The sequence below is a fragment of the Rhodococcus sp. IC4_135 genome, assembly GCF_011602025.1.
Taxonomy (GTDB): domain Bacteria; phylum Actinomycetota; class Actinomycetes; order Mycobacteriales; family Mycobacteriaceae; genus Rhodococcus_F; species Rhodococcus_F baikonurensis.
In genome coordinates this window covers 127315-151907 of sequence record NZ_JAAOLG010000001.1, presented here as the reverse complement: position 1 = coordinate 151907, position 24593 = coordinate 127315, and the positions used below count along the sequence as shown (strand labels likewise).

Here is a 24593-nt window from a genome sequence, read left to right as displayed (position 1 = left end):
CCAGATCACCGCTCCCGCTCAGTGAGACTACTCGTCTTTCGGCCGATCTTCTGCTCAAAACTAGAACTAATTCTGATTTTGCTCGAATGATTTTTTCGGAACGACAACCGAACTCTCGACTTCAAATTAGAATGAATACTAATTTTGTTGAACCTACTCGCCAGACCGGATCGAAGGAGCACGACATGACGCAATCACTGAGCTTGGAAGGCAAAGTTGCCGCCGTCACCGGCGCCGGCGCCGGCCTGGGTCGCGCCGAGGCACTCGGACTCGCCGCTGCCGGCGCAGCCGTCATCGTCAACGACATGGGGGCAGCGGCCAACGACGTGGTCGACGAGATCAAGGCAGCAGGCGGACAGGCACTCGCCATCACCGGCGACGTCTCCGATTGGTCACTCGGCGGGCGCATCATCGAAGAGGCCGTCAAGAACTTCGGATCCTTCGACATCCTCGTCAACAATGCAGGCATCCTGCGCGACAAGATGATCTTCAACCTGACCGAATCCGATTGGGACGACGTCATCCGCGTACACCTCAAGGGTCACGCCGCCACCTCACACGCAGCCGCAGTCCACTGGCGCGCAGCCAGCAAGGCCGCCGACGCACCGGTCTACGGCCGCATCATCAATACCTCTTCCGAAGCCTTTCTCTTCGGCAGCGCCGGACAGCCCAACTACTCGGCAGCCAAGGCCGGTATCACCGCGCTGACGCTCTCGAGCGCAGCAGGTCTCTCCCGCTACGGCGTCCGCACCAACGCGATCTGCCCCCGCGCCCGCACCGCCATGACGGCAGAAGCCTTCGGCGAGAACAACACCGGCGTCGTCGGCCTCGATCCGCTTGCACCCGAGCGCGTCGCGACCCTGGTCAGCTACCTCGCATCCCCCGATTCCGACGAGATCAACGGTCAGGTATTCGTCGTCTACGGCAAGATGGTGGCGTTGATGGAAGCACCCAAGGTCGAGAACCGTTTCGACGCAGCCGGATCCGCGTTCACGGTCGAAGAACTCGGTGGCCAGCTCTCGTCCTACTTCTCCGGCCGTGGGCCGTACGAGACCTATGCCGCCTACAGCGTCGCCGGCCTCGAAAAGATCGCACTTGCAGTCGACGAGACCGCAACAGTTTAAGCAGCACTGACGAAGAGGAGCGTTTTCATGAGGTTGAACGGCAAGGTAGCGATCGTCACCGGCGGCGCCGGTGGAATCGGTCGCGCCATCACCCGAGTCTTCGCCCGTGAAGGCGCGAAGGTCCTGTTCGTCGACATCAACGACGAGCAGGGCCAGGCCCTCGAACAAGAACTGGCCGGCTCCGGCAAGTTTCTGAACGTCGACCTTGCTGCTGCCGGTTCGGCCGAGCAGATCCGTGACGCTGCGCTCGCGGCTTTCGGCAAGCTCGACATCCTGGTGAACAACGCTCACGCGTCCCGTCAGGCTCCGTTGCTCGAAACCACGCAGGACATGTTCGACCTGTCCTTCAACACCGGTTTCTACCCCGTTGTCCACCTGATGCAGGCGTGCCACGACGAACTCGCGAAGACCAAGGGTTCGGTCGTCAACTTCGCATCGGGTTCAGGTTTGGACGGAATGCCCACCCAGACGTCCTACGCTGCGGCCAAGGAAGCTGTGCGAGGCCTGACGCGCGTCGTCGCCAACGAGTGGGCGCCGGAAGGCATTCGGGTCAACGTGGTCTGCCCGTTCGCTGCCACCGAAGGCGTCGTCAAGTGGCAGGAAGCCTTCCCCGAACGTGCAGCCGCATCGGTTGCCAAGGTACCGCTCGGACGCATCGGTGATCCCGAAACCGACATCGCTCCCGTCGTGGTATTCCTGGCGAGCGAGGATTCCAAGTACATGACCGGACAGACGTTGATGGCCGACGGCGGCAGCATCAAATTGCGCTGAGCGAAATACTTCTCGGTGAGACTCAGCTCACCGAGAAGAGCTTGGCAGCGTTGTCGTGCACGACGGCTCGCAGCCACTCGTCTCCGAGATCGAAGCGTGTAACCGCTTGCAAGGCCGTGAGATACGGGTACGGGATGTTGGGGAAGTCGCTGCCGAACAGGATGCGGTCCTGCATGTCGACGAGCCGTGACACGTCGGCCTTCGGGAAGGCACACTGCTCTTCCGTGAAGTCGGTGAAGGCCATGGTCGTATCCAGGCGAACGTTGCCGTAAGCCTCTGCCAGATCGAGGAATTCGCTGTACTCGGGCATCCCCATGTGCGCGACGATCAACGACAGGCGCGGGTACCGTGACAGCAGCGAAGCAATGCGATCGGGCCCCGTGTACTCCCCCGGCGCCGGGCCCGATCCACAGTGGATCACGATGGGTGTCTCGGAGTCTTCGAGTTGACCCCAGACGTTGTCGAGCAGAGGGTCGTTCGGATCGTAGTTGCCGACCTGGATGTGGGACTTGAAGATTCGCGCACCCGACTCCAACGCCTTCCCGACGTACGACGCTGCCGACTCCTCGGGATAGAAAGTGGCCGTGTGCAGGCAATCGGGTGTTTGCGCGGCAAACTCGACGGCCCACTGGTTGAGCCACTCGGCCATCGCGTGCTTGTGCGGGTAGATCATGGACGTGAAAGCTCGGACGCCGAACTCGCGGAGACGGTGTACCCGTTCCTCCTCGGCAAGGCGGTAGGCGATGGGCCATGGTCGCCCGATCATCGGGCCCGCCGAATCGAAGTAACCCCACACCTTGTCCATGACGCTCTTCGGCATGAAATGGGTATGGACGTCGATCACGCCCGGAACACCCAACTCGCGCCAGAAAGCCCGAACCTCGGCGATCTCTTCCGGTCCGGTCGATGGGACCTCTTCGGTACACACGTCTGACACCCCTTTCGTTCGCTCGACCATACCGAGCGCCGTCGCGCTCACCGGGACAGGTCGTTGACGGCCCGCCATGAGCACCCGAGTGTGAACCCATCTTGCCGATCACCGTTGGAGGTTGAATGTCTCAGGCCGAGTCCGAAGTGGGGTCGATCAGTGCCGTCGAGGAACTGCTCGCAATCGAGGAAATCAAACGTGTCTTCGCCGCGCGCCTACGCTGCATGGACACCAAGCAGTGGCACGTCTACCCGACCCTGCACACCGCAGACGTCGTCAGTGAGACGTGGGGCGGACTCCCGACGGACAAGCAACCCAAGACCGGTGACACCTCGAACCAGGTAGTGGGTATCGACAAGCTCACCGCGGCAATTCGGAACATGCTCGACGGCGACATCCCCCTCACCACGGCACACCACGCACACACTCCCGAAATCGTGCTGACCTCGCCCACCACCGCAACCGGTATCTGGGCGATGGAGGACATGCTGTGGTGGAACGACGGCGAGAAAGAACTGCATCTACACGGCTACGGCCACTACCACGAGGAATACCGCAAAGAAGACGGCAGGTGGCTGATCAGCTACCGAACGCTCACGCGGCTCCGTGTCGACCAGGACCCCGGATTCTTCCGATTCATGAAAGCGCTGTGACGAAGTGACCAACCCGCTGTTCCAACCGCTCCGTATCCGTTCGCTCGAATTGTCCAACCGCATAGTCATGTCGCCGATGACGCGCACGTACTCCATCGAGGGCGTGCCCGGGCGCGACGTCGCCGACTACTACCGCCGACGCGCCGAGGGCGGAACCGGACTGATCGTCACCGAGGGCGTCGCGATCGATCACGAGACTGCTGTCGATCACGCCAATGTCCCCAACCTCCACACCCCTGCCGCTCAGGCCGGCTGGCGCAAGGTAGTCGACGACGTGCACGCTGCGGGCGGCAAGATCGTGCCTCAGCTCTGGCACGTCGGACCGCTGTGGGGTGCGATGACGCAAATGGACCCCTCACTCAAGCCGATGCGCCCCTCCGGTGAATGGGGCCCGCTCGGCGTCACCTCGTACTCTGCTGCCTACGTCGAGCGCGCACAGGCGAGCACCGAAGCGATGACCGAGCAGGACATCCAGGACGTCATCGACGCGTACGTCCGCAGCGCGAAGCACGCCGTCGAACTCGGCTTCGACGGCATCGCGATCCACGGCGGTCACGGCTACCTCCTCGACTCCTTCTTCTGGGAGGGCACCAACCAGCGCGACGACGCGTGGGGCGGCGACCTGGAGCGTCGTACCAAGTTCCCGGCCGCCGTCGTCGCTGCGATCCGTGCGGCCATCGGACCGGATCTGCCGATCATCTACCGTTTCTCGCAGCACAAGCAGCAGGATTTCACCGCCAAGATCGCGGAAACTCCCGAGGAGTTGGGCGTCATCCTGGGCGCGCTGGTCGACGCCGGAGTCGACGTTCTCGATGCCAGCATCAGGCGTTTCGACGTCCCGGCCTTCGAAGGCAGCGATCTCTCGCTAGCGGGTTGGGCGAAGAAACTGACCGGCGCCGTCACGATGGCGGTCGGCAGCGTCGGCATCGGAAAGTCGCTGCGGGACAGCCGCATCGAAGGCGTTGCGCCGGTGGTGGACAACATCCCACAGCTCGAGGAGCGCATCGGCAGCGGTGAGTTCGATCTGATCGCGATCGGCCGCCTCCATCTCGCCGATCCGGCGTTGGCGTCGACCCTGCGCGACGGTGGTCCGCTGCCCGCGTTCGATCGAGCGGTGCATGAGGGCAGCTTGATCTAGGGGCTCCGCCCCCTGTGCGCCTTTCCGGTAGTTCGCACTACCGACAAGGCGCACAGGGCCGAAGGCCTTTATGTTCGACCTATGACTACCTTCAACGCCTGGGTCGCCCGCGAAAGCGACGGCACCATCGACTTCGCCCCCGAAACCGTCGACGAGTCCTTCCTCCCCGCAGGTGAGGTCACCATTCGCGTCGAGTATTCGAGCGTCAACTACAAGGACGCGCTCGCGGTCACCCCGAAAGGCGGGGTAGTTCGCGAGTACCCGATCGTCCCCGGCATCGACGTCGCCGGCGAGGTCATTGCCTCCGAGTCCGACGCATTCGCCCCAGGCGACAAGGTCGTCGCACATGGTTACGAGATCGGGACCGCCCGCAACGGCGGCTACGCCGAGATCGCCCGTTTGCCTGCCGAGTGGGTCGTGAAGCTCGACGGCATTTCCACCGCCGACGCTGCTGCGATCGGCACGGCAGGATTCACCGCGGCCATGAGTGTCCAAGCCATTCTGGCCAGCGGAGTGACGCCCGCCGACGGTCCCGTCCTGGTGACGGGCGCGAGCGGCGGAGTCGGCACCGTCAGTGTCGACCTTCTGGCAAGCGCAGGCTTCGACGTGGTCGCCTCCAGCGGCAAGCCCGGCGCGGCAGACCTTCTGGTCTCACTCGGTGCGTCTTCGGTGATCGGCCGGCTCCCCGAGGATCCCGACGCCAAGCCTCGCCCGCTCGGAAAATCTCAGTGGGCGGCGGCCGTCGACTGCGTCGGTGGAAAGACCCTCGCTCACGTTCTGAGCACGATCAACTACGGCGGTGTTGTGGCCGCCAGCGGATTGACCGGTGGCGCCGCGCTGCCTACGACCGTGCTGCCGTTCATTCTCCGCGGAGTCTCACTGCTGGGCATGGACTCGGTATTGATGCCGATCGAACCCCGTCGCGCGCTGTGGGCCCGTCTGGGCTCCGACCTCGCACCACGTCATCTGAAAGAGATCACGAACCTCGTTGCCGTCCGCGACGTCGTCTCGGTGATCGATCAGGTACGCGAAGGCAAGTACACCGGCCGTGCGCTGGTTCAGGTTGCCGACGGTTTCTGAACCGCTCAGAAAAGTGTGAAAAGATCTGCCGGCTCTTCGGCCGTCGTGGACTTCTCTTTGTACGGAGAGTTCACGGCGGTCGGCTCCTTCTTCACCGGGGCAGCAAGCGGCACCGACGCGATGTCCCCCGAGACGATGGCGCGTGCGGCTTCGCCGGCCAGCTTGTCTGCCATTTCGTTGTAGTGGTTGCCAACATGCCCGCGCACCCAGCGGAAGCGCACCGGTCCGACACGATCGGTGATGGCTCGATCGATACTCTGCACCAATTCGAGGTTCTTGACCGCCCCGCCGCTCGCGGTCTTCCAGCCCTTGCGCTTCCAGCTGGGCAACCATTCGGAAGCGCACTTGATGGCGTACTGCGAGTCGGATTCGATGAGCAGAGGATCTGCACCGGGATGGGCGACGACGGCCTCGAACAGAGCACGCAACTCGGCAATCTGGTTGGTGCCGGACGCTTCTCCGCCGGACATGCTCGGACCCTCGTGATTGACCCACGCCCAGCCGATAGCCCCGCCGGGGTTTCGCAGACAGGATCCGTCGGTGCTCACGATGATCATGGCTCGGACAATACGTTGCGCCACCGACACACGCCTTAACGGAGGATGGACGGTGGCGATACGCTGACCTCGATGACGCCGCTATCTCCGGTCGACGAAGTCACGGTGACTTCTCAGCGACCACTCGATGCCGCGCTGACGCTCAGCCCGCATCAGCGCGGACCCGGCGACCCCGCACATCGGCGGTCCGCCGACGGAGCGATCTGGCGAGTTTCCCGCCAACTTTCGGGTCCTGTGACCTACCGCATCACTCAGTCGGATCGCCACTCGGTGCGGGTGCAGGCGTGGGGTCCCGGCGCCACGGAATTACTGATCGGCGCCGAAGCGTTGCTCGGTCTCGACGACGAAGCCGAAGATTTCGCCCCCGAACATCCCAAGCTCGCCGAAGCTCATCGACGCTTCCCGCATCTGCGCATCGGCCGCACCGGCCGCGTCATGGAAGCTCTCGTTCCCGCGATCCTCGAGCAACGCGTCCACGGCATCGACGCGTTTGCCGCGTGGCGCCGCCTGCTGACCAAGTTCGGTGAGCGCCCGCCCGGCCCGGCACCCGACGGAATGCGAGTTCCACTCACCGCGGACCAATGGCGTCGAATGCCGTCATGGGAGTTCCATCGCGCGAACGTCGATCCCGCGAGGTCCAAGACGATCGTTCAGTGTGCTCGCGTCGCCGACCGCCTCGAGCAGGCATCCACGTTCCCCCGGGCCGAAGCGACCAAACGATTGCGAGCGGTGCCCGGCGTCGGAATCTGGACTGCCGCCGAAGTGGCTCAGCGCGCCTTCGGCGATTCCGATGCACTCTCGGTCGGCGACTACCACCTCGCTGCCGTCGTCGGGTGGTCACTGCTGGGTGAACCGATAGACGACGCCGAGATGGTGGAGTACCTCGCGCCCCTTCAACCGCATCGATACCGCGCCGTGAGGCTTCTGCAGGTCAGCGGCCAAGCCGTCAAACCCAAGTTCGGTCCGCGAACTGCCGTTGCCGACCACCGCTGGCACTGAGGGTTTGCACCGAGAACCAGGAGACAAGAAATGTCGACCCGATACGCACACATCGCCTTCTCCCCCGCTGCGGTGGAGCGTCAGCGGTCGACCGGGAGTTTCACCGTCTACGGTTCGAAACTCGATCAGCCCGACGAAGGCCCGATGGAATTCGATTTCCGCGCTCAGGGATTCGTGAAATCCGTGGATTCCTTCTTCATGTCCACGGTGACGCCCGACGGGTGGCCGTACGTCCAACATCGCGGCGGCCCGCGCGGAATCCTGCATGTGTTGGGTCCGAATCGAATCGGATTCGCCGATCTTCCCGGCAATCAGCAATTCGTGACACTCGGCAATCTGGAAGCGAACAATCGCATCTCGCTGTTCGTCATCGACTACCCGACGCGGACGAGATTGAAGATCTACGGGCATGCGCAGGTGATCGAGGCGGACCAGGACCCTGCACTACTGCAACAGCTCTTGCAAGTTCCCGGCGGCACCATGACCGCAAAAGCCCAGCGTTCCATCGTCATCGAGGTCGAAGCGTTCGACTGGAACTGCAGTCGAAACATCACACCTCGCTTCGACAAGGAGCGCATGGACGAATCCCTCGCTCTGGCACGCCAACCCCTGCAAGCCGAGGTCGACCGGCTCACAGCCGAGGTCGAGGAATTGCGCGCGCGTTTGTCGAAGAACGAATGAGACTGGGCGGTTTCAGGGCACCCGGAGTCGGGTAGCCACCAAACACGGCCCGTCGCGCGGAGACGACGGGTCCCGTTGTGCCCGAGGAGGTCCGCACGATCGATCCAGACGGTGGAGTTCTGGCTAACGAACTGCACCGCCACCATTCACGACTGGTTCCACACAGACAGATTGGCCGTCCCCATGAAACTGTCCCGAACTCTCACCATGTCCGTTCTCGTTGTCGCCGCAGTCGGCGCCGGAGCCGGCACCGCGGTCGCAGCGCCCCCGAATGCGGGCTTCGATCCGTCCCAGCCCCTACTGACCCCGACCGCCGAGTCGAACAGCCAGGCGGCGTTGATGCTCTTCCCCGGTAACGATCCGAAGCAAGCCGCGTTCGACACGATGGCCAACGAGGTCAATATCGGCTGGAACAACGGCGGCTTGCAGTCGACGCTCATCGGAGCCAACCTCGGCGTCGGAATCGGCTGCCTGTCGATCTTCCCGAACTTCATCGCCGGCTGCATCGTCGGTGGAGTCATCGGCACGGTTGCCGGAGTCGGCGCGGGAATCACCAACGGAAACCCGAACGCTGCGCCGGCCGTCGAGAAGTTCTTCGCGACTCCTTGAGAGACGCTCAGCTGTGCGTGTGCCCGGGGGTGGGTGTCTCGTCGTGAAAATGTGTGGCGCCGATCGAATGCAACAGCTGGTGAACGGTGTCGTCTGCCAGTTGGTATCGCATCGATCGGCCGTCGCGCGTCGCGCTCACCCACCCCTGGCTACGCAGTAGGCGCAGCGCATGTGAGACCGCAGTGCCGCTCATCCCCAGCGCCACGGACAGATCCGTGACGCAGATCCCCGGTGCGTGGTGAAGGCAGAGCAGCAGACGCAGACGGTTTGCGTCGGAGAGCAGCTCGAAGCGACCGGACCAACTGGTGACGTCCAGACCCTCGAGTGCAGCCCTGGCGCGACGAACATCCTCGATGCTCAGCGCGCCGCTGGTGTCTGCTGCACCTGCATTCGTCAACCGACTGCCTCCGTAGAACTTCCGATCCCCCGCCGCAAGTGTACCCAGAAGCGAACCCCGTCAGGCGGACTCCACCACGGCCGCCATACCCTGGCCACCGCCGATACACATGGTCAACAGTGCTTTTCCGCCGCCGCGTCGGCCGAGTTCGTGAAGCGCGGTCGTTGCCATACGCGCACCCGTCGCTCCCACGGGGTGCCCTAGTGAGATGCCGGAACCGTTGACGTTCAGGCGATCGAGGTCCTCGAAGCCCCATTCCTTCACGACGCCGAGAACCTGGCACGCAAACGCCTCGTTCAGCTCGACCAGATCGAAGTCGTCAAAGCCTGCCCCTGTTCGAGCAAACAGTTTCGAGACGGCGGCAACCGGCCCGAGGCCCATCAGCGCCGGTTCACAACCGGCCGCGGCCCAGCTGTCGAGGAACCCGATGGGTTCCAGCCCCAGCTCGTCCAGACGATCCTCGGCGACCACCAACATCGCTGCCGCAGCGTCGTTCTGCTGGCTGGCGTTACCGGCGGTCACGACGCCTCCCTGTGTCACCGCACGCAGCCGTGCCAGGGTTTCGAGTGAGGTATCCGGACGGATCCCCTCGTCAGCACGAAACTGTGTGACGTTCCCTTTTCGATCAGTCTGTTCGACGGCAACGATTTCGGCATCGAATCGGCCGGAATCTCTTGCCAGTGTTGCTTTTCGGTGACTCTCGACAGCGAAGGCGTCCGACTCTTCCCGCGTGATCCCGCAGCGTGTCGCGACGTTCTCGGCCGTTTCGATCATTCCGCTGATCCGGCCGAATCGCCACTCGGGTTGCGAGCGCTCGCGGCCACGATCGAGGCGGTCGAACAGTTGCAGCCCACCGGATTTGGTGCCCCACCGCGCCCCGGTGGTGTAGTGCTCGATCCCGCTCATCGATTCGACGCCACCCGCGAGAACCACGTCGGCCGCACCCGTCTGGACCATCATGGCTGCGGTAACGATGGCCTGCAGACCCGTTCCACATCGGCGATCGGTCTGGAAGCCGGCTACCGAAATCGGCAACCCGGCTTCGAGCGCCGCCCACCTGCCGATGCACGGTGCCTCCGAATTAGCATACGACTGCCCCATCGCGACGTCGTCGATGCGAGACGGATCGATTCCGCTGCGACGCACGGTCTCCTTGACGACAGTGGCAGCCAAACTTTCCGCAGACACGTCACGAAGTGCCCCTCCGAACCGGCCCACCGCGGTTCTGACCGGCGCGACCAATGCTGCTCGTTTCACAACTGACCTCGAATCTCGTTCTGGAAGAATGGAAAAGGAATCAGGAGACCAACAGGCGCACGGTATCCGCCACCAGCGCAGGCTTACCCGCTCCTTCGATTTCGATCGTGTACCGCACGACAATCGTCGCGCCCTTCGCGGAGCGCTCGAAAGAAAGAATCTCCGCACCGGCTCGCACCGAAGAACCGACCTTGACCGGTTCGGGGAATCGCACCTTGTTGCTGCCGTAGTTCACGGTCATGGAGATTCCGTCGACACGCATCACCTGAGCACCGAGCACTGGCAACAACGAAAGAGTCAGATAGCCGTGGGCGATGGTGCCGCCGTACGGACCCTGCGCTGCCCGCTCGGGATCCACGTGAATCCACTGGTGATCCTCGGTGGCGTCGGCGAACTTGTCGATCCGATCCTGCGTGACCGGGAACCACGCGCTGTAGCCCAAGTGCTCACCGACAGCTGTCTCCACGTCGTCGATTCCATTGAAAATTCGCATAGTTCTCTCCTGAAAGGTGTTGAACAGCAAAGAAAAGCAACAGCGCCGCGGCGCAGTTCTAATGTGCGCCCCGGCGCAGTTCTAATGTGCGCCCCGGCGCAGTTCTAATGTGCGCCCCGGCGCAGTGTCACCCGATACGTGTACTGCTCCGGCAAGAAGTAGCTCACCGACAACTCGTTGGCAACGCCCTGCGCGTTGGAGTACAAACGGTCCACCCGCAACATGGCGTGGCCGATTTCGCAACCGACGTCCCTGGCAACGTCCGCCGTTGCCGGGGACACCGTGATCGATTGTGCTGCTTCGACAATCGGACTGTCGATCAGCGGTTCCAGCAGGCCGATCACCGTATTGGCGCTCACCGCACCGGCCGCCATGGCGGGCAGGTCGATGATCTGCCGCGCGATCGCCTCCGGCAGATGCGCCGTCGTCTGCACGAACGGAACTCCCTCGTGTATCCGCCGGAAGACCACGGTGTACACGACGTCGGTGTCGAGCCGAAGCCGACTGGCCGCCTCGATGTCCACGCGCCGTTGCAGCGGTGACACAACTTCCATCGTCGTGTCCCGCGAAAGGTTCATGAGATCTTCGATGGATCCGAGATGACGGAGATAGCGGCCGCTGTTCTCGGTCACGAACGTTCCGCGCCCGGGTACTCGGTACACGATGCCCTCGGCAACCAGGTCGTGAAAGGCTCGGCGGACCGTCTGCCGACTCACGCCGTGATGCTGCGCCAGTTCGGATTCGGTGGGCAGTTGAATGCCGTCGCGGTAGGTACCGGCAGAGATCTGCTGACGAAGCTCACGAGAGAGGCGTTGGTACGCCGGCTCCGTCTCTCTTTCCTTACCGCTCATAGCGACATGATCCTACTTGCTCACCGCTCCGTCACAGACCGCCGCGGGCAACCAGCTGCGAAACGATCACGTTGCGCTGAATTTCGTTGGTTCCCTCCCCGACGATCATCAGTGGTGCATCACGGAAATACCGCTCGACGTCGTACTCCGTCGAGTAGCCGTAGCCGCCGTGGATGCGGACGGCGGACAACGCGATTTCCATCGCCACCTCGGAGGCGTACAGCTTGGCCATGCCTGCCTCCATGTCACAGCGCTCGCCGCTGTCGTACATCTGCGCCGCGTGCCAGGTCAGCTGCCGCGCGGCGGTCAGTTTCGTTGCCATGTCGGCGAGGTAATTGCCGATCGACTGGTGCTTCCAGATCGGCTGGCCGAAGCTCTCGCGCTGTTGCGCGTAGGCAAGTGAATCCTCGAGAGCGGCCGTGGCGACGCCCAGTGCGCGGCAAGCCACCTGGATACGGCCGGTCTCCAGCCCCTTCATCATCTGCGCGAAGCCCTTTCCGGGAGCACCGCCCAGAATGGCCGACTCGGAGATGCGGTAATTGTCGAAGGACAGTTCGCAACTCTCTACGCCCTTGTATCCGAGCTTCGGGAGGTCGCGAGAGACGGTCAGCCCTTCGCCGTGCTCGACGAGGACGATCGAGATGCCCGCATGACGAGGGCTTGCGCTGGGATCGGTCTTGCACAGTAATGCGATCACGCCGGACCGGCGGGCATTGGTGATCCATGTCTTTGCGCCGTTGATGATCAGATCTGTGCCGTCACTCTTGGCGTTGGTCGTCATGGCCTGCAGATCGGAGCCTCCGCCGGGCTCGGTGAGCGCCATGGTTGCCCGGATCTCGCCGGTTGCCATTCGCGGCAGGTACTTCACCTTCTGCTCTTCGGTACCGAACAGCGAGATGAGCTTCGCGACCACCGTGTGTCCACCCATCGCTCCCGCCAAGGACATCCACCCTCGCGACAGTTCCTGCGTCACCTGCGCATAACAAGGCATCGACACCGGCGATCCGCCGTACTCCTCGGGAATCGCGAGGCCGTAGATCCCGATCTGCTTCATCTGATCGATCCACTTCTCGGGATACTCGTTCGCGTGCTCCACCTCCTGGACCGTGGGCTTGACCTCTCGGTCGACGAACCGGCGCACGGTTTCGATCAGAAATGTCTCTTCGTCGTTGAGCTTGAGCATGAATCCGCCTCGACTTGAAAAAGTTTGTACGGCCATATTTCGATATTGTTCGCGCAATGTCAATACCGGCCTTGACATCGATACGCAGCAACTGCCAGCATCGAGGCAGTTCGGTGCACATCAACGCCGTTCACGGCAGCTCATCTATTTCGCAACTGGCCGTACATTTGATCCCCAGATCGAGGTAATCGACACACATGGACGAGAACCACTACCGCGCGACCAGACGCCGCGCGTCCCTGGTCGCACCGGGTTCGGACGAGCGCAAGGCCCGCAAAGCACTCTCTTCGTGCGCGGACGAGGTGATTCTCGACCTCGAAGATGCCGTCACTTCGTCGAACAAGGACCTGGCACGAACCCTCGTGAGCTCCTTGGTGCTCGAGTTCGGTGGGGCGCGCACCATCTCGGTCCGAATCAACGGCCTGACCACGCCGTGGGCCCGCGACGACCTGATCGCCTGCGGCAGCCTCGAGGAATCGCTGACGAGCGTGATCGTCCCGAAGGTCGAGTCCGCCGACGAACTACTCGAGGCCGAGCACATCCTCTTCACTGCCGGTGGGAACCACACCACCCTGCAAGCCCTGATCGAAACTCCGCTCGGCGTCCAGAATGCCGACTCCATCGCCCGCGCGACTCCTCGTCTGCAGGCCGCGATCATCGGATACGCCGATCTCGGTGCAGCGCTGGGTCGCTCACGCTCGGCACTGCCTGAACACTGGCTTGCCATTCAGGACAGAATCCTGATCGCCTGCCGCGCAGCCGGCGTCGCAGCAATCGACGGGCCCTTCCTCGGCATCACCGACGACGACGCTTTCCGACACGCCGCGCACTGGACCAGCGCTCTCGGGTTCGACGGCAAATGGGTCATCCACCCGGCGCAAATCGACTCGGCCACTATCGCATTCACCCCCTCGGACGACGCCGTCCGTGACGCCAGACGGGTACTGACCGCACTCGAAGAGGCCGAAACCCTGGGTTCGGGTGCCGCCCAGCTCGACGGCCAGATGCTCGACGAGGCAGTGGCCGTGGCAGCGCGTCGTACGCTTGCCCGAGCCGAAGGAGTCACTGTATGAGCGAGCACTACGTCGGAGGACCGTACTTCGACGACCTCACCCACGGACAGGTATTCGACGAAGCCCCCGCGGTCACGTTGACCAGTGGACTCGCCGCCGCCCATCAGGCGATCCTCGGCGACCGCATGCGCCTGCCGCTCGACGCACATCTGTCGTCGAGTGTCACGGGTTCCGCTGCACCAGTGGCGAATCCAGGTCTCGTCACCGACATCGCCATCGGCCAGTCGACCGTGGTCACACACCACGTCAAGGCAAACCTCTTCTACCGTGGACTGCGATTCCACCGCTTCCCGGTGCTCGGCGACACCCTGTACACACGAACCGAGGTGGTCGGGCTGAGGGAGAACTCGGCCAAGCCGGGACGCGCTTGCACCGGTCTTGCCGCGCTGCGGATGACGTCCACCGACCAGAACGGCAACACGGTCCTCGACTTCTACCGCTGCGCCATGCTCCCACTGAGCCCCGATCCGATCGAGGCGCGAGTTCGCCACGCCGACGACCTCGGGGCGATCGGTCCGTCCGAACCGGATCCGTACCTGTCACCTGACGGCTGGGACCTCGACACGTATCGAGAGCGCGTACCCGGCAGGCACTTCGAATCCGACCTGTTGGGTTCGGTGTTTCGCAGCAGCGGCGACGTCGTCTCCAGCGCCCCCGAGCTTGCCCGGCTGAGCTTGAACATCGCAGCGACGCACCACGACGAGCGCGTCGGCGCCCACGGTCGCCTCGTCTACGGCGGCCACACCATCGGGATTGCACTCGCCCAGGCAACCCGCGCTCTGCCGAACTTGGTGACAGTGCTCGGGTGGCACTCGTGCGATCACACCGGGCCCGTGCACGAGGGCGATACCCTCACCAGCGAACTACACGTCGAAGGCTCGTCGCCCCTCGAACATGGAACCGCAGTGCAGCTACGTTCACTCGTGTTCTCTCACAATGCTTCTGCAGCACACACCCCGGTCCTCGACTGGCGTTTCACTGTGTTGATGGCATGAGCACACACTTTTCCACCACGGAGGAACACAGATGAATCAGACCCTTGGCCCGTTGTCCGGGCTTCGAATCGTCGAGGTCTCGAGCTTTGTCGCCGCGCCCCTGTGCGGACTGACTCTCTCCCAGCTCGGCGCCGAGGTGATCCGGATCGACCCGATCGGCGGTGCCTCCGATTACAAGCGCTGGCCAGTCACCGACAACGGTGAAAGCATCTACTGGACCGGACTCAACAAAGGTAAACGGTCACTGTCAGTGGACATGCGCGCCGAGCGCGGCCAAGAACTGATTCGGCAGCTGGTCACGGCTCCGGGACCCGGCGGGGGAATCCTGGTCACCAATGCCGGCGGACGCACCTGGATGGGCCACGACTCCCTGGCCCAATTGCGTAGCGACGTCATCACCCTCGAGGTTCTCGGACGCCGCGACGGCAGCCCCGGCGTCGACTACACGGTCAACGCCGCGTTGGGATTCCCACAGATCACCGGCCCCGCGGACTACGCCGGAGTTGTCAATCACGCCTTGCCGGCCTGGGACGTCGCGTGCGGGCTCTACGCCGCCCTGTCGATCACTGCCGCTGTGCGCCAACGTGACTCGACCGGACACGGCACGCAGATCACGCTGCCACTCGAAGACGTCGCATTGGCCACCGCGGGAACCCTCGGCTACCTCACCGAAGTACAGGTGAACGGCCGCAGTCGCGAGTCCGGCGGGAACGCCGTCTACGGCACGTACGGAATCGATTTCGTCTCCAACGACAACGACCGGTTCATGATCATTGCACTCACTACTCGCCATTTCCGTGACCTTGCGTCGGTCACCGGCACCGCGGCGGCTGTCGACGCCGTCGAAGCCGCCCTCGGAGCCGATTTCTCCACCGAAGCGGACCGCTACCGTCATCGAGAGGTCCTGACAGCCCTGTTCTCACACTGGTTCCGGGAACACAGCGCCGCCGAGATCACTGCCGCGCTGGACCAGTCGTCAGTACTGTTCGAGAGGTACCGTAGTTTCGAGGAGGTTGTGAAATCCGGTGAACTCGAGAACAACCCGATGTTCTCCGCACTCGACCAGCCTCGAATCGGAAGTTATCTCGCTGCCGCCAACCCGGCGTCGTTCGACGGCACGCATCTGAGCACCGGACCGGCCTCCGAGGTCGGCGGCGATTCGGTCGCGGTGCTCACCGACATCCTCGGAACCACCGCTGATCACGCCTCGACGCTCATTGCGGACGGCGTCGTCGGGGTTCCGGCGAACTGACCCACTCACGAACTTACTTTCGGCCTCGGAACACAGTTCCGAGGCCGAAAACATGCAACGAGCAATTCAGAGACCAAGATCCTTCGCGATGATGGTCTTCATGACTTCACTTGTGCCACCGTAGATTCTCGTGACACGCGTATCGGCGTAGAGGCGTGCGATCGGATACTCCGTGATGTACCCGTATCCGCCGTGGAGTTGGAGGCACTTGTCGATCACTCGACCTGCCGCCTCGGTGCAGAACAGTTTCGCCTTCGCTGCATCGGGAATCGTCAGCGTGCCACGGTCATGACATTCGAGTGCGTTGTCGGACACCAACTGGATGGCATCGACCTCGGTGGCACATTCAGCCAGAACGAATTTGGTGTTCTGGAATGCCGCAACCGGCTTGCCGAACACCTTGCGGTCCTTGACGTAGTCGATGGCAAAGCGAAGCGCTGCACTGGCAGTGGCGGCCGCTCCGAACGCGATAGTCAGGCGCTCCTGAGCCAGGTTGTGGGTCAGGTAGCTGAATCCGTCGCCTTCTTCTCCGAGCCTGTCCTCGACGGGTACCTGTACGTCGACAAACGAAAGCTCCGCGGTGTCGGAGGTCTTGAGACCGATCTTGTTGATCTTGCGCCCCACCGAGTATCCGGGCGACGACGTGTCGACCACCAGAATCGACAACCCGGTGCGTCGGTTCTCCGCTGTGCTGGGCGCGGTGCGGCACACCACCAGGACGCGATCGGCAAGTACCCCGCCGGTGATGAACGTCTTGGAACCGTTGACCACGTAGTGCGTACCGTCCTCCGACAGCTTGGCCGTCGTCGCGATGTTCGCCAGATCCGACCCTGTTCCCGGTTCGGTCATCGCGATCGCGAACATCAGATCTCCGGAAGCGAAGCCCGGCAACCAGCGACTCTTCTGCTCGTCGTTCGCGTACTCGAGCAGGTAGGGCAGGATCAGGTTCGTATGCACCGACTGCGAGCCGAAGGAAGCCCCGGCGGCAGCAACTTCCTCGGCGACGACGACGTTGAACTTGAGCGACTTCTCGCCGCCTCCGCCGTATTCCTCCGGCACCTGAATTCCGAGTACGCCCAACTCTCCGAGTCGTCGGTAGAAATCGCGGGGCGGGTGACCGTCCTCTTCCCACTTCTCGTGGACCGGGGTTACTTCCTTCGCGATGAAATCGCGGACGGTAGCCCGGAATGCCTCGTGATCCTCGTTGAACACGGTGCGCTGCATGTATGAACTCCAGTCGGTCGAGGGAACAGGGTGATCCTGATCTCACCTTGCCTCAATGTTCCGCATCCGATCCAACACTCATCGGCTATTGCTCCGATAGGGCGTACCAATATGGCCTGACCTGCGATACATAGGCAACCGCTATCGTTCCGATCATCGACGCGACATTGCCCAAAGTGATCCAGAACACGTTGAATGGGTCAGCCGGCAAACACAACACCATCGATCGCTTCGAGGCCGCGCTTCGAGCACGATCGCATCCGCCCACCAGTCTCGAAGGGACGCCACGTGACCCCCATCGCGCCACAGCGTAACGACGTCCAGCCCGAAGCAACAGCAACGCCAGATTCGTCAGCAGTCCCCGTCTTCGGTACCCGCAAGCGTGCGTGGACGATGACCGGGCTCGTCGTCTTCCTCTACATCGTCAACTACGCGGACAAGGCAGTCCTCGGAATCATCGCTCAGCCCCTCGCTCGTGAGCTCGGACTGAAGTCTTCGCAAATCGGCATGGTCGGCTCGCTCTTCTTCCTGATGTTCTGCATCGGCGGATTCCTCGCCGGACCACTCAACAAGTACCTGACCCTACGTTGGGCACTGTTGATCCTGGCCGCAATCTGGTCTGTGGTCATGCTCCCCCTCGTTCTCGGCGCCAGCCTCGCGATGTTGATCGTCTCGCGTATGCTCCTCGGATTCGCCGAGGGTCCCAGCTCGGCGCTGATGCACACCGCGGCGTACTCGTGGCACCCGCCGGCCAAGCGCGGCCTTCCCGGCGCAATGCTCGCCGGATCCGCCTCTGTGGCAAAGATCGCCCTCGCGCCGGTACTGACCTTCATCGCCGTTCATTACGGCTGGCGCGCAGCGGTTCTCTCGCTCTCCGTTCTCGGTCTCGTGTGGATGGGTTGCTGGTTGGCCGGTTGGTCCGAGGGCCCGTACACGAGCAAGGCCGTCAAGGCGACAAAGACTGCGGATACAGAAGCAACCGAGGCAGCCACGAAGACGGTCACCGAGCCCAACGTTCCGTGGCGCAAGATCCTGCTCTCCCGCACCTTCGTCAGCTGCTGCTTCCTCATCGCCACCATCTACGCGCTGACCACCGTCGTTCTCACCTGGTTGCCGTCGTACTTCGAGGTCGGCCTCGGATACAGTGCGATGCAAGCCGGTTCGATGTTCGCGCTGCCCTCGATCGTCGGTCTCGTCCTCATGATCACCTCCGGTTCCGTCACGGACAAGTTGATCGGCCGCGGCTTCACTTCTCGCACGGTCCGCGTCATCGTTCCCTGCGTCGGCGTTCTGATCTGCGGATCGATTCTCCTGTTCCTGCCACAGATCTCCACTCCCATCGTCGCTGTCGCCATGGTCTCGATCGGCTACGGGTTCTCGGCAATCACCTTCCCGCTCATCAACGCTGCAATTTCGGAACTGTGCCCGCCGCAGCAGACTGCCGGAACGATGGGATTCTTCCTCGCCATCATGTCGATCGGTGGCCTGATCGCTCCTTACGCAACGGGAGTCATCGTGGACAACGCTGCAACCCCGGCCGACGGTTACGCCCAGTCCTTCCAGGCAATCGGCGTCATCGGAGTCATCGCCGCGGTTCTGGTCCTCGTCTTCGCCAATCCCGAGCGCGATCGCAAGCTCATTCGCGGCTGAGTACTCCACGTATAGCCATTCGCTAACAAAGCTATTCACCGAAAGACATTGCCGGGTCGACCCGCTCGTGATCGACTCGAGGCACGCCCCGACCGCACAGTCGCAGAACCGGGCACGAACAGCAGGAGAGATACATGCGAGATGCCGTCATCGTCGACGCAGTACGTACACCGATCGGCCGTCGCGGCCGCGCCCTCTCGGAGATCCATCCGGCCGAACTGTCTGCACATGTGCTGCGTGCACTCGCTGAACGGACCGGACTCGACGCGGCGACGGTCGACGACGTGATCTGGGGATGCGTCAGTCAGGTCGGCGAACAGGCCGGAAGCATCGCCCGTACAGCAGCACTCGCCGCCGGCTGGCCCGACAGCGTTCCCGGCGTGACACTGACACGGGCCTGCGGATCGAGCCAGCAGGCAGTTTCCTTTGCTGCGGCCACCGTCATCTCCGGGCAGAACGACGTGGTCGTAGCCGGAGGCGTCGAATCGATGTCGCGAGTTCCGATGGGAACCGCCAGCAAGAACGGTGAGCATTTCCCGGCTTCGGTACTCGAACGCTACGGTGTGGACAGTTTCAGCCAGGGGACCGGCGCCGAGATGATGGCCCGGAAATGGGCACTCACTCGAACGGCTCTGGACGAATATTCCCTCCGCTCACACGAACTCGCGGGCCGTGCCACCGATGCAGGAGCATTCACCGGGCAGATCACTCCGATCGCCGGCTTGTCCCAGGACGAAGGCATTCGGCGAGGTGGAAGTCTGGAGTCGCTCGCGAAGTTGCCCCCGGCCTTCGACGCCGACGGTGTCATCCACGCCGGCAACTCTTCTCAGATCTCCGACGGGGCGGGCGCCACACTCGTCACGACCAGCGAGTACGCCCGCGCACGCGGGTGGAAGCCGCTCGTCCGTATTCACACCGCAGTGGTCGCAGCCGACGACCCGGTCATCATGCTCACCGGTCCGATTGCCGCCACCGCAAAGGCATTGGATCGCTCCGGCCTGTCCATCGACGACATCGGAGCGTTCGAGATCAACGAGGCATTCGCCCCCGTCCCCCTTGCCTGGCAGGCTGAAACCGGCGCAGCCATCGATCGTGTGAATCCTCTCGGCGGCGCTGTCGCGGTCGGCCACCCACTCGGCGGATCCGGCGCGATCTTGATGACTCGCCTGGCACATCACATGCGCGACAACGGAATTCGATACGGACTCCAGTCGATGTGCGAGGCCGGCGGCATGGCCAATGCGACCATTCTCGAATTGATCTGACCCGACAACGCTTTCGGGCCGACACGTCATCCAGCAGGAAAGAAGAATTGATTCATGAAACTCGAGGGACTTTCCACCGCGATCACCGGCGGCGCTTCAGGTCTCGGCCTGGCTACCGCTCGACGACTGCTCGACGCCGGAGCGCAGGTCACATTGATCGATCTGCCTTCGTCCGACGGTAAGCAGGTGGCGGCCGATCTCGGAGCTGCCGCACAATTCGCCCCGGCCGACGTCACCGACAGCGAACAGTTCGCCGAAGCACTCGACGCGGCGCACGAGCGCGGCGGCCTTCGCGGCGTCGTCCACTGCGCGGGTGCCGGACGTCGCATGCGCATTCTCGACAAGGACGGAAAAGCCGGATCGGTCGAAGATTTCGAGTTCGTCGTCAAGCTGAATCTTGTCGGTTCGTTCAACGCACTCCGTCTCGGCGCCGAACGGATGGCGGAACTCGACGCCGTGGACGGTGAGCGAGGTGCCGTCATCATGACGGCGTCGGTCGCAGCATTCGAAGGTCAGATCGGTCAGATCAACTACACAGCGTCCAAAGCCGGCATCGTCGGTATGACGGTCACCGCTGCCCGCGATCTCGCCAGCCGCGGAATCCGCGTCAACACCATTGCTCCCGGCATCATGGACACTCCCCTGCTGGCGCGCCTGCGCGAAGACGTGCGCACGGCCCTCGAAGCCTCGGTTCCCAACCCCTCACGGCTGGGTCGCCCGGACGAGTTCGGCCAGCTCGCCGTCTCGATGCTCGAGAACGGCTATCTCAACGGCGAAACCATCAGACTCGACGGCGCTATCCGAATGGCTCCCCGGTGACGGGCACCAGCGTGATCGCCAATCCACAACTGCGCCACAACATGCACTACCCGGATACGACCATGGCGTACTGGGCACCCAGCATGGCGGCACTGTACGGTGATCGCCTCGCCGTCGTGGACGGCGAGCGCACGTGCACGTTCCGCGAACTCGGGCAGCGCAGTGCGCAATTCGCCGGTGCACTGCGGCGGGCTGGGGTCGGCGTCGGCGATGTCGTGTTGCTACATCTCGGGAACTGTGTCGAGTTCCTGCAGGCCTACTACGGCTGCCTGCAGGCCGGGGCGACCGTGACATTGGTCAACCCGCTGCAGCCAGAACTCGGACTGCGCAAGCAGATCGAGGAGACGTCCGCCGTTGCTGCGGTCACTCAGAGTTCGCAGCTGCACGTACTGCTTGCAGCCTCTTCAGGAACCTCCGTACGTACGATCGTGATGGTTCAGGACACCGAGGGCACGCTCGATACACCGGAGTCGGTCGTCGCGTTCGACACCTTCATCGCCGATCTACCCACCGAATTCACCCCTGCCTCCGTTCGTAGCGACGACATCGCACACATCGCGTTCACCGGCGGAACCACCGGAGTCTCCAAAGGTGTTCGTGTTCTTCACCGCAACGTCGTCGGCAACATCACGCAGATGTGTGGGTGGAGAACCGGGCACGAGTTGGAAGCAGGTCCTGACGGTCTCGTCACGCCTCGACGCATCGAAGGCCTCGACGTGCTCGGTCCGACGCCGGGGACCGGGGCGACCATCGTCGTCTCACCTCTCTTCCACGCACATTCATTGCTCAACACGTCGTTCCTGTTGATTTCCGGTCTCACCCAGGTATTTGCCGGTCGGTTCGAACCCGGCCGCATGCTCGAGCTGATCGAAAAGCACGAGGCCACCTATCTCACCGGGTCTCCCGCCATGTGGCACGCACTGTCGGTTCATCCCGACGCCACGGTGCGCAACACCGACAGCGTGTGCGTCGTCTCTTCGGGCGCTGCCCCGATCGACAGCGTCACCCTCGCCGCACTCCGCCGGGCATTTCCCAAAGCGCTCGTCGTCGAGGGGTACGGGCTTACCGAGGCCACCTGTGTGGTCACGGCCGCTCCGCTGATCAACGGCTCGCAGTACCGGCAGAGCAGCGTCGGCCTCCCGATCTTCGACACCGAAATCCAGATTCGCGATCAGCTCGACCGAAAGACTGTTCTGAGCGAGAACGAACGCGGCGAACTGTGGGTGCGTGGACCTCAGGTCACCGACGGCTATCTCGGACACCCGGAAACCACCGCAGAACAGTTCGTCGACGGCTGGTTGGATACCGGAGACATCGCGTACCTGGACTCGGACGGATATCTCTTCATCTGTGACCGGGCAAAGGACATGCTCATCTACAAGGGGTACAACGTCTATCCGCGTGAACTCGAAGAGATTCTGGTTTCGCACCCGGCGATCTCGACTGCTGCGGTCGTCGGCCGCGAAGTGGGGAGCAACGGCCAGGAGCCCGTAGCCTTCGTGGTGATGATTCCGGGCGCCGAGTTCGACGCCGAGCAGATCAAAGCGTTTGTCGCCGAGCAGGTATTGCCGTACAAGAAGATTCGCGAAGTCGTCGAGGTAGAACTCCTCCCGACATCGGCTGCCGGTAAGGTTCTCAAGACCGACCTCCGCTCGAGACTTCTCGAATCCGTCGATCAGAAAGGCGGTTCCAGGTGACGACCTTCGCAGACCTGACGTCGCAACTGCGTGTCCCGGTTCTCGCTTCACCGATGTTCATCATTTCGACTCCTGACCTCGTCATCGCGCAGTGCACCGCCGGGATCATCGGGTCCTTCCCGGCACTGAATGCTCGTCCGCAGTCGGCACTTCGGGATTGGCTCAAACTGATCACCGTGGCTCGTGAGGAACATGATCGTGAGCACCCGGAGAATCCGTCGGCGCCATTTGCCGTCAACCTCATCGTCCACCGGTCCAACAACCGCCTGGAAGAGGACCTGGCGACCATCGCCGAGTTCGAGGTCCCGATCGTCATCACGTCCCTCGGCGCTCGCACCGACATCAACGACGCAGTCCACGCATACGGTGGAATCGTCCTTCACGACGTCATCGACAATCGTTTTGCACGCAAGGCGATCGAGAAGGGCGCCGACGGACTGATCGCGGTGGCTGCCGGGGCTGGTGGTCATGCCGGTAGGCAGTCGCCGTTTGCCCTGATTCGTGAGATTCGTGAGTGGTTCGCCGGTCCGCTACTGCTGTCGGGGGCTATTGCTCATGGCGATTCGGTTCTCGCTGCGCTCGCGGCCGGTGCCGACCTTGCTTATGTCGGTTCGGCTTTCATCGCCACCGAAGAGGCCAACGCGGATCCTGCGTACAAGGAGATGATCGTGGGTTCAGGGGCATCCGACATCGTCTATTCCAACCTGTTCACCGGAGTACACGGAAACTACCTGCGAGGCAGCATCGTTGCCGCCGGCTTGGACCCCGACAACCTGGCCGAATCCGATCCATCCGCAATGAGTTTCGCGACCACCGACACCGATACCAAGGCGTGGCGTGACATCTGGGGCGCCGGACAGGGCATCGGAGCGATCGACGCAGTCCTTCCGACGCATGCAGTAGTAGAGCGTCTCGCCGCCGAGTACGCTGCCGCTCGAGAACGTATCTGCCGACTCTAGTGCTGTGACCGGCGTTCGTCAGGCAGGCGTTCGTCAGGCAGGGATTCGTCAGGCAGGGATTCGTCGGACAGGTACTCGTGGACCAGGTTCACGAATACCTGTCCCACCGGCGACAGTGTCGAGGGGTCGAAGGCGAGACCGTACGCACGCAGGAATCTCGGCTCACAGGCCCGTTCCACCACCTGACCTGGCATCGATTTGGCCACCGAGCGCTCGACCAACGAACCGCCGAGCCCGGCGATGACCATCGGGAGCCGCGACTCCCGTTGCTCGGTCACCACCGCGAGTTCCGTTCTGGTACCGGCCTTTCGGATCGAATCTTCTATCGCGTCACCCATCGCTGCCCCGCGAGGAACGAACACCATGGGAATCTCCGGCATTTCCGAAAGGCGTACCGGTCCCTCGGGTAGTTCGGTTCCCGCCGGGTAGACCAGGCGGTACTCCTGCTCCCCCAATTCGACGATCTCGAGCCCTTCTCCCGCCTCCAGTGGCAGATGAGCCACCGCGAATTCGCAGTGGCCGTCCCGGATGAGACTTTCCAGATTGTCCTCACGCTCGAGTTCCGAGAATCTGACTCGTGCTTGCGGATACCGTCGACAGAACTCCGCAATCAGATCGACGATCGTCCCCGAGGTCAGTGCCGGGAAAGCCATGATGTCGAGGCGACCGACGATGGCGCCATCGGATGCCGTCAACTGTTCAGCCGCCGCAGCTACGTCTCGCAGGACCTGTCGACTCGGGCCGACCAGGCTGCGACCGGCCGCACTGAGCACCATGCCGCGCCCGATGCGATGGAACAGCCTCACTCCCAGTTCACGTTCGAGCCCGCGCAACGCTTGTGACACGGTCGGCTGAGCAACTCCCAAAGCCGCTGCGGCGCCGTTGATCCCCTTGTTCTCGACGACCGCGAGGAAGTACTCCATCTGCCGGAACTCCAC

Annotated in this window: 25 protein-coding genes; 16 read left to right on the top strand and 9 right to left on the bottom strand. The window is 63.0% G+C overall.

The features are described from left to right. The first annotated feature begins 185 nt into the window (after nt 1-185). Complete coding sequence (locus tag G8767_RS00785; RefSeq protein WP_095973168.1) at nt 186-1124, top strand: 3-oxoacyl-ACP reductase; 939 nt, start codon at nt 186-188, stop codon at nt 1122-1124. A gap of 27 nt (nt 1125-1151) precedes the next feature. Further along, nucleotides 1152-1895 (top strand): SDR family oxidoreductase, encoded by a 744-nt coding sequence (locus tag G8767_RS00780; protein WP_166809068.1) that lies wholly within the window; start codon nt 1152-1154, stop codon nt 1893-1895. A gap of 22 nt (nt 1896-1917) precedes the next feature. Here G8767_RS00780 and G8767_RS00775 read toward each other — a convergent pair whose 3' ends face one another. Next, entirely contained in the window at nt 1918-2823 is a 906-nt protein-coding gene (locus tag G8767_RS00775) for an amidohydrolase family protein (RefSeq protein ID WP_346842950.1), read from the bottom strand. A 125-nt stretch (nt 2824-2948) separates the two neighbouring features. Here G8767_RS00775 and G8767_RS00770 point away from each other — a divergent pair, with 125 nt between their 5' ends. The 3 genes from G8767_RS00770 (at nt 2949) to G8767_RS00760 (ending at nt 5694) form a co-directional block, all read left to right on the top strand. Next, complete coding sequence (locus G8767_RS00770) at nt 2949-3476, top strand: nuclear transport factor 2 family protein (RefSeq protein WP_166809067.1); 528 nt, start codon at nt 2949-2951, stop codon at nt 3474-3476. Between the two features lie 4 nt (nt 3477-3480). Then, nucleotides 3481-4614 (top strand): 12-oxophytodienoate reductase, encoded by a 1134-nt coding sequence (locus G8767_RS00765; RefSeq protein ID WP_124569210.1) that lies wholly within the window; start codon nt 3481-3483, stop codon nt 4612-4614. A gap of 81 nt (nt 4615-4695) precedes the next feature. Beyond that, on the top strand, nt 4696-5694 hold the full coding sequence (locus G8767_RS00760; RefSeq protein WP_166809066.1) for an acryloyl-CoA reductase: 999 nt from the start codon (nt 4696-4698) through the stop codon (nt 5692-5694). 5 nt (nt 5695-5699) lie between these two features. Here G8767_RS00760 and G8767_RS00755 read toward each other — a convergent pair whose 3' ends face one another. Further along, nucleotides 5700-6251 carry a ribonuclease H gene (locus tag G8767_RS00755; protein WP_007729467.1) on the bottom strand — a complete coding sequence of 184 codons (552 nt, stop codon included), beginning with the start codon at nt 6249-6251 and terminating at the stop codon, nt 5700-5702. A 45-nt stretch (nt 6252-6296) separates the two neighbouring features. Here G8767_RS00755 and G8767_RS00750 point away from each other — a divergent pair, with 45 nt between their 5' ends. The 3 genes from G8767_RS00750 (at nt 6297) to G8767_RS00740 (ending at nt 8540) form a co-directional block, all read left to right on the top strand. Continuing rightward, nucleotides 6297-7250: a DNA-3-methyladenine glycosylase gene (locus G8767_RS00750; protein WP_124569208.1), complete on the top strand. Its 954-nt coding sequence runs from the start codon at nt 6297-6299 to the stop codon at nt 7248-7250. 30 nt (nt 7251-7280) lie between these two features. Further along, complete coding sequence (locus G8767_RS00745) at nt 7281-7931, top strand: pyridoxamine 5'-phosphate oxidase family protein (protein WP_166809065.1); 651 nt, start codon at nt 7281-7283, stop codon at nt 7929-7931. 111 nt (nt 7932-8042) lie between these two features. Beyond that, on the top strand, nt 8043-8540 hold the full coding sequence (locus G8767_RS00740) for a hypothetical protein (RefSeq protein WP_003940625.1): 498 nt from the start codon (nt 8043-8045) through the stop codon (nt 8538-8540). A gap of 7 nt (nt 8541-8547) precedes the next feature. Here the strand turns inward: G8767_RS00740 and G8767_RS00735 are convergent, their stop codons facing one another. The 5 genes from G8767_RS00735 to G8767_RS00715 form a co-directional block, all read right to left on the bottom strand. Then, nucleotides 8548-8937 carry a metalloregulator ArsR/SmtB family transcription factor gene (locus G8767_RS00735; RefSeq protein WP_095973161.1) on the bottom strand — a complete coding sequence of 130 codons (390 nt, stop codon included), beginning with the start codon at nt 8935-8937 and terminating at the stop codon, nt 8548-8550. A gap of 60 nt (nt 8938-8997) precedes the next feature. Beyond that, nucleotides 8998-10194 carry an acetyl-CoA C-acetyltransferase gene (locus G8767_RS00730; protein ID WP_166809064.1) on the bottom strand — a complete coding sequence of 399 codons (1197 nt, stop codon included), beginning with the start codon at nt 10192-10194 and terminating at the stop codon, nt 8998-9000. Nucleotides 10195-10234: 40 nt separating this feature from the next. Then, the gene (locus G8767_RS00725; RefSeq protein ID WP_095973159.1) at nt 10235-10687 is read right to left on the bottom strand and encodes a MaoC family dehydratase; all 453 of its coding nucleotides are present in this window, start codon (nt 10685-10687) and stop codon (nt 10235-10237) included. 104 nt (nt 10688-10791) lie between these two features. After that, nucleotides 10792-11538: a GntR family transcriptional regulator gene (locus G8767_RS00720; RefSeq protein WP_166809063.1), complete on the bottom strand. Its 747-nt coding sequence runs from the start codon at nt 11536-11538 to the stop codon at nt 10792-10794. A gap of 31 nt (nt 11539-11569) precedes the next feature. Further along, the gene (locus G8767_RS00715; RefSeq protein WP_095973186.1) at nt 11570-12721 is read right to left on the bottom strand and encodes an acyl-CoA dehydrogenase family protein; all 1152 of its coding nucleotides are present in this window, start codon (nt 12719-12721) and stop codon (nt 11570-11572) included. 197 nt (nt 12722-12918) lie between these two features. Here G8767_RS00715 and G8767_RS00710 point away from each other — a divergent pair, with 197 nt between their 5' ends. From G8767_RS00710 to G8767_RS00700, 3 genes are read left to right on the top strand one after another with little or no spacing between them, the layout of a single operon-like run. Next, a complete protein-coding gene (locus G8767_RS00710; protein ID WP_166809062.1) occupies nt 12919-13794 on the top strand; it encodes a CoA ester lyase in 876 nt (291 codons plus the stop codon). Beyond that, nucleotides 13791-14789, top strand: coding sequence for a MaoC family dehydratase (locus G8767_RS00705; RefSeq protein ID WP_166809061.1), 999 nt, complete (start codon nt 13791-13793; stop codon nt 14787-14789). Before G8767_RS00710 ends, G8767_RS00705 begins: the two co-directional genes overlap by 4 nt. Nucleotides 14790-14820: 31 nt before the next feature. Further along, nucleotides 14821-16041, top strand: a complete 1221-nt coding sequence (locus tag G8767_RS00700) for a CoA transferase (RefSeq protein ID WP_166809060.1) — start codon at nt 14821-14823, stop codon at nt 16039-16041. A gap of 66 nt (nt 16042-16107) precedes the next feature. Here the strand turns inward: G8767_RS00700 and G8767_RS00695 are convergent, their stop codons facing one another. After that, the gene (locus G8767_RS00695) at nt 16108-17265 is read right to left on the bottom strand and encodes an acyl-CoA dehydrogenase family protein (protein ID WP_020970861.1); all 1158 of its coding nucleotides are present in this window, start codon (nt 17263-17265) and stop codon (nt 16108-16110) included. 195 nt (nt 17266-17460) lie between these two features. Here G8767_RS00695 and G8767_RS00690 point away from each other — a divergent pair, with 195 nt between their 5' ends. The 5 genes from G8767_RS00690 (at nt 17461) to G8767_RS00670 (ending at nt 23655) form a co-directional block, all read left to right on the top strand. Further along, nucleotides 17461-18915, top strand: coding sequence for an MFS transporter (locus G8767_RS00690; protein ID WP_172436749.1), 1455 nt, complete (start codon nt 17461-17463; stop codon nt 18913-18915). Between the two features lie 134 nt (nt 18916-19049). Further along, a complete protein-coding gene (locus G8767_RS00685) occupies nt 19050-20180 on the top strand; it encodes a thiolase family protein (protein ID WP_095973154.1) in 1131 nt (376 codons plus the stop codon). A gap of 54 nt (nt 20181-20234) precedes the next feature. Continuing rightward, nucleotides 20235-20999 carry an SDR family NAD(P)-dependent oxidoreductase gene (locus G8767_RS00680; protein WP_124569201.1) on the top strand — a complete coding sequence of 255 codons (765 nt, stop codon included), beginning with the start codon at nt 20235-20237 and terminating at the stop codon, nt 20997-20999. 41 nt (nt 21000-21040) lie between these two features. Beyond that, on the top strand, nt 21041-22696 hold the full coding sequence (locus tag G8767_RS00675; protein WP_166809466.1) for an AMP-binding protein: 1656 nt from the start codon (nt 21041-21043) through the stop codon (nt 22694-22696). Continuing rightward, entirely contained in the window at nt 22693-23655 is a 963-nt protein-coding gene (locus tag G8767_RS00670) for a nitronate monooxygenase family protein (RefSeq protein ID WP_095973151.1), read from the top strand. The genes G8767_RS00675 and G8767_RS00670 overlap by 4 nt, the downstream gene beginning before the upstream one ends. On the opposite strand, the gene G8767_RS00665 is transcribed toward G8767_RS00670, so the two are convergent. Beyond that, nucleotides 23652-24593, bottom strand: coding sequence for a LysR family transcriptional regulator (locus G8767_RS00665; RefSeq protein WP_166809059.1), 942 nt, complete (start codon nt 24591-24593; stop codon nt 23652-23654). The two genes, G8767_RS00670 and G8767_RS00665, sit on opposite strands and share 4 nt — an antisense overlap.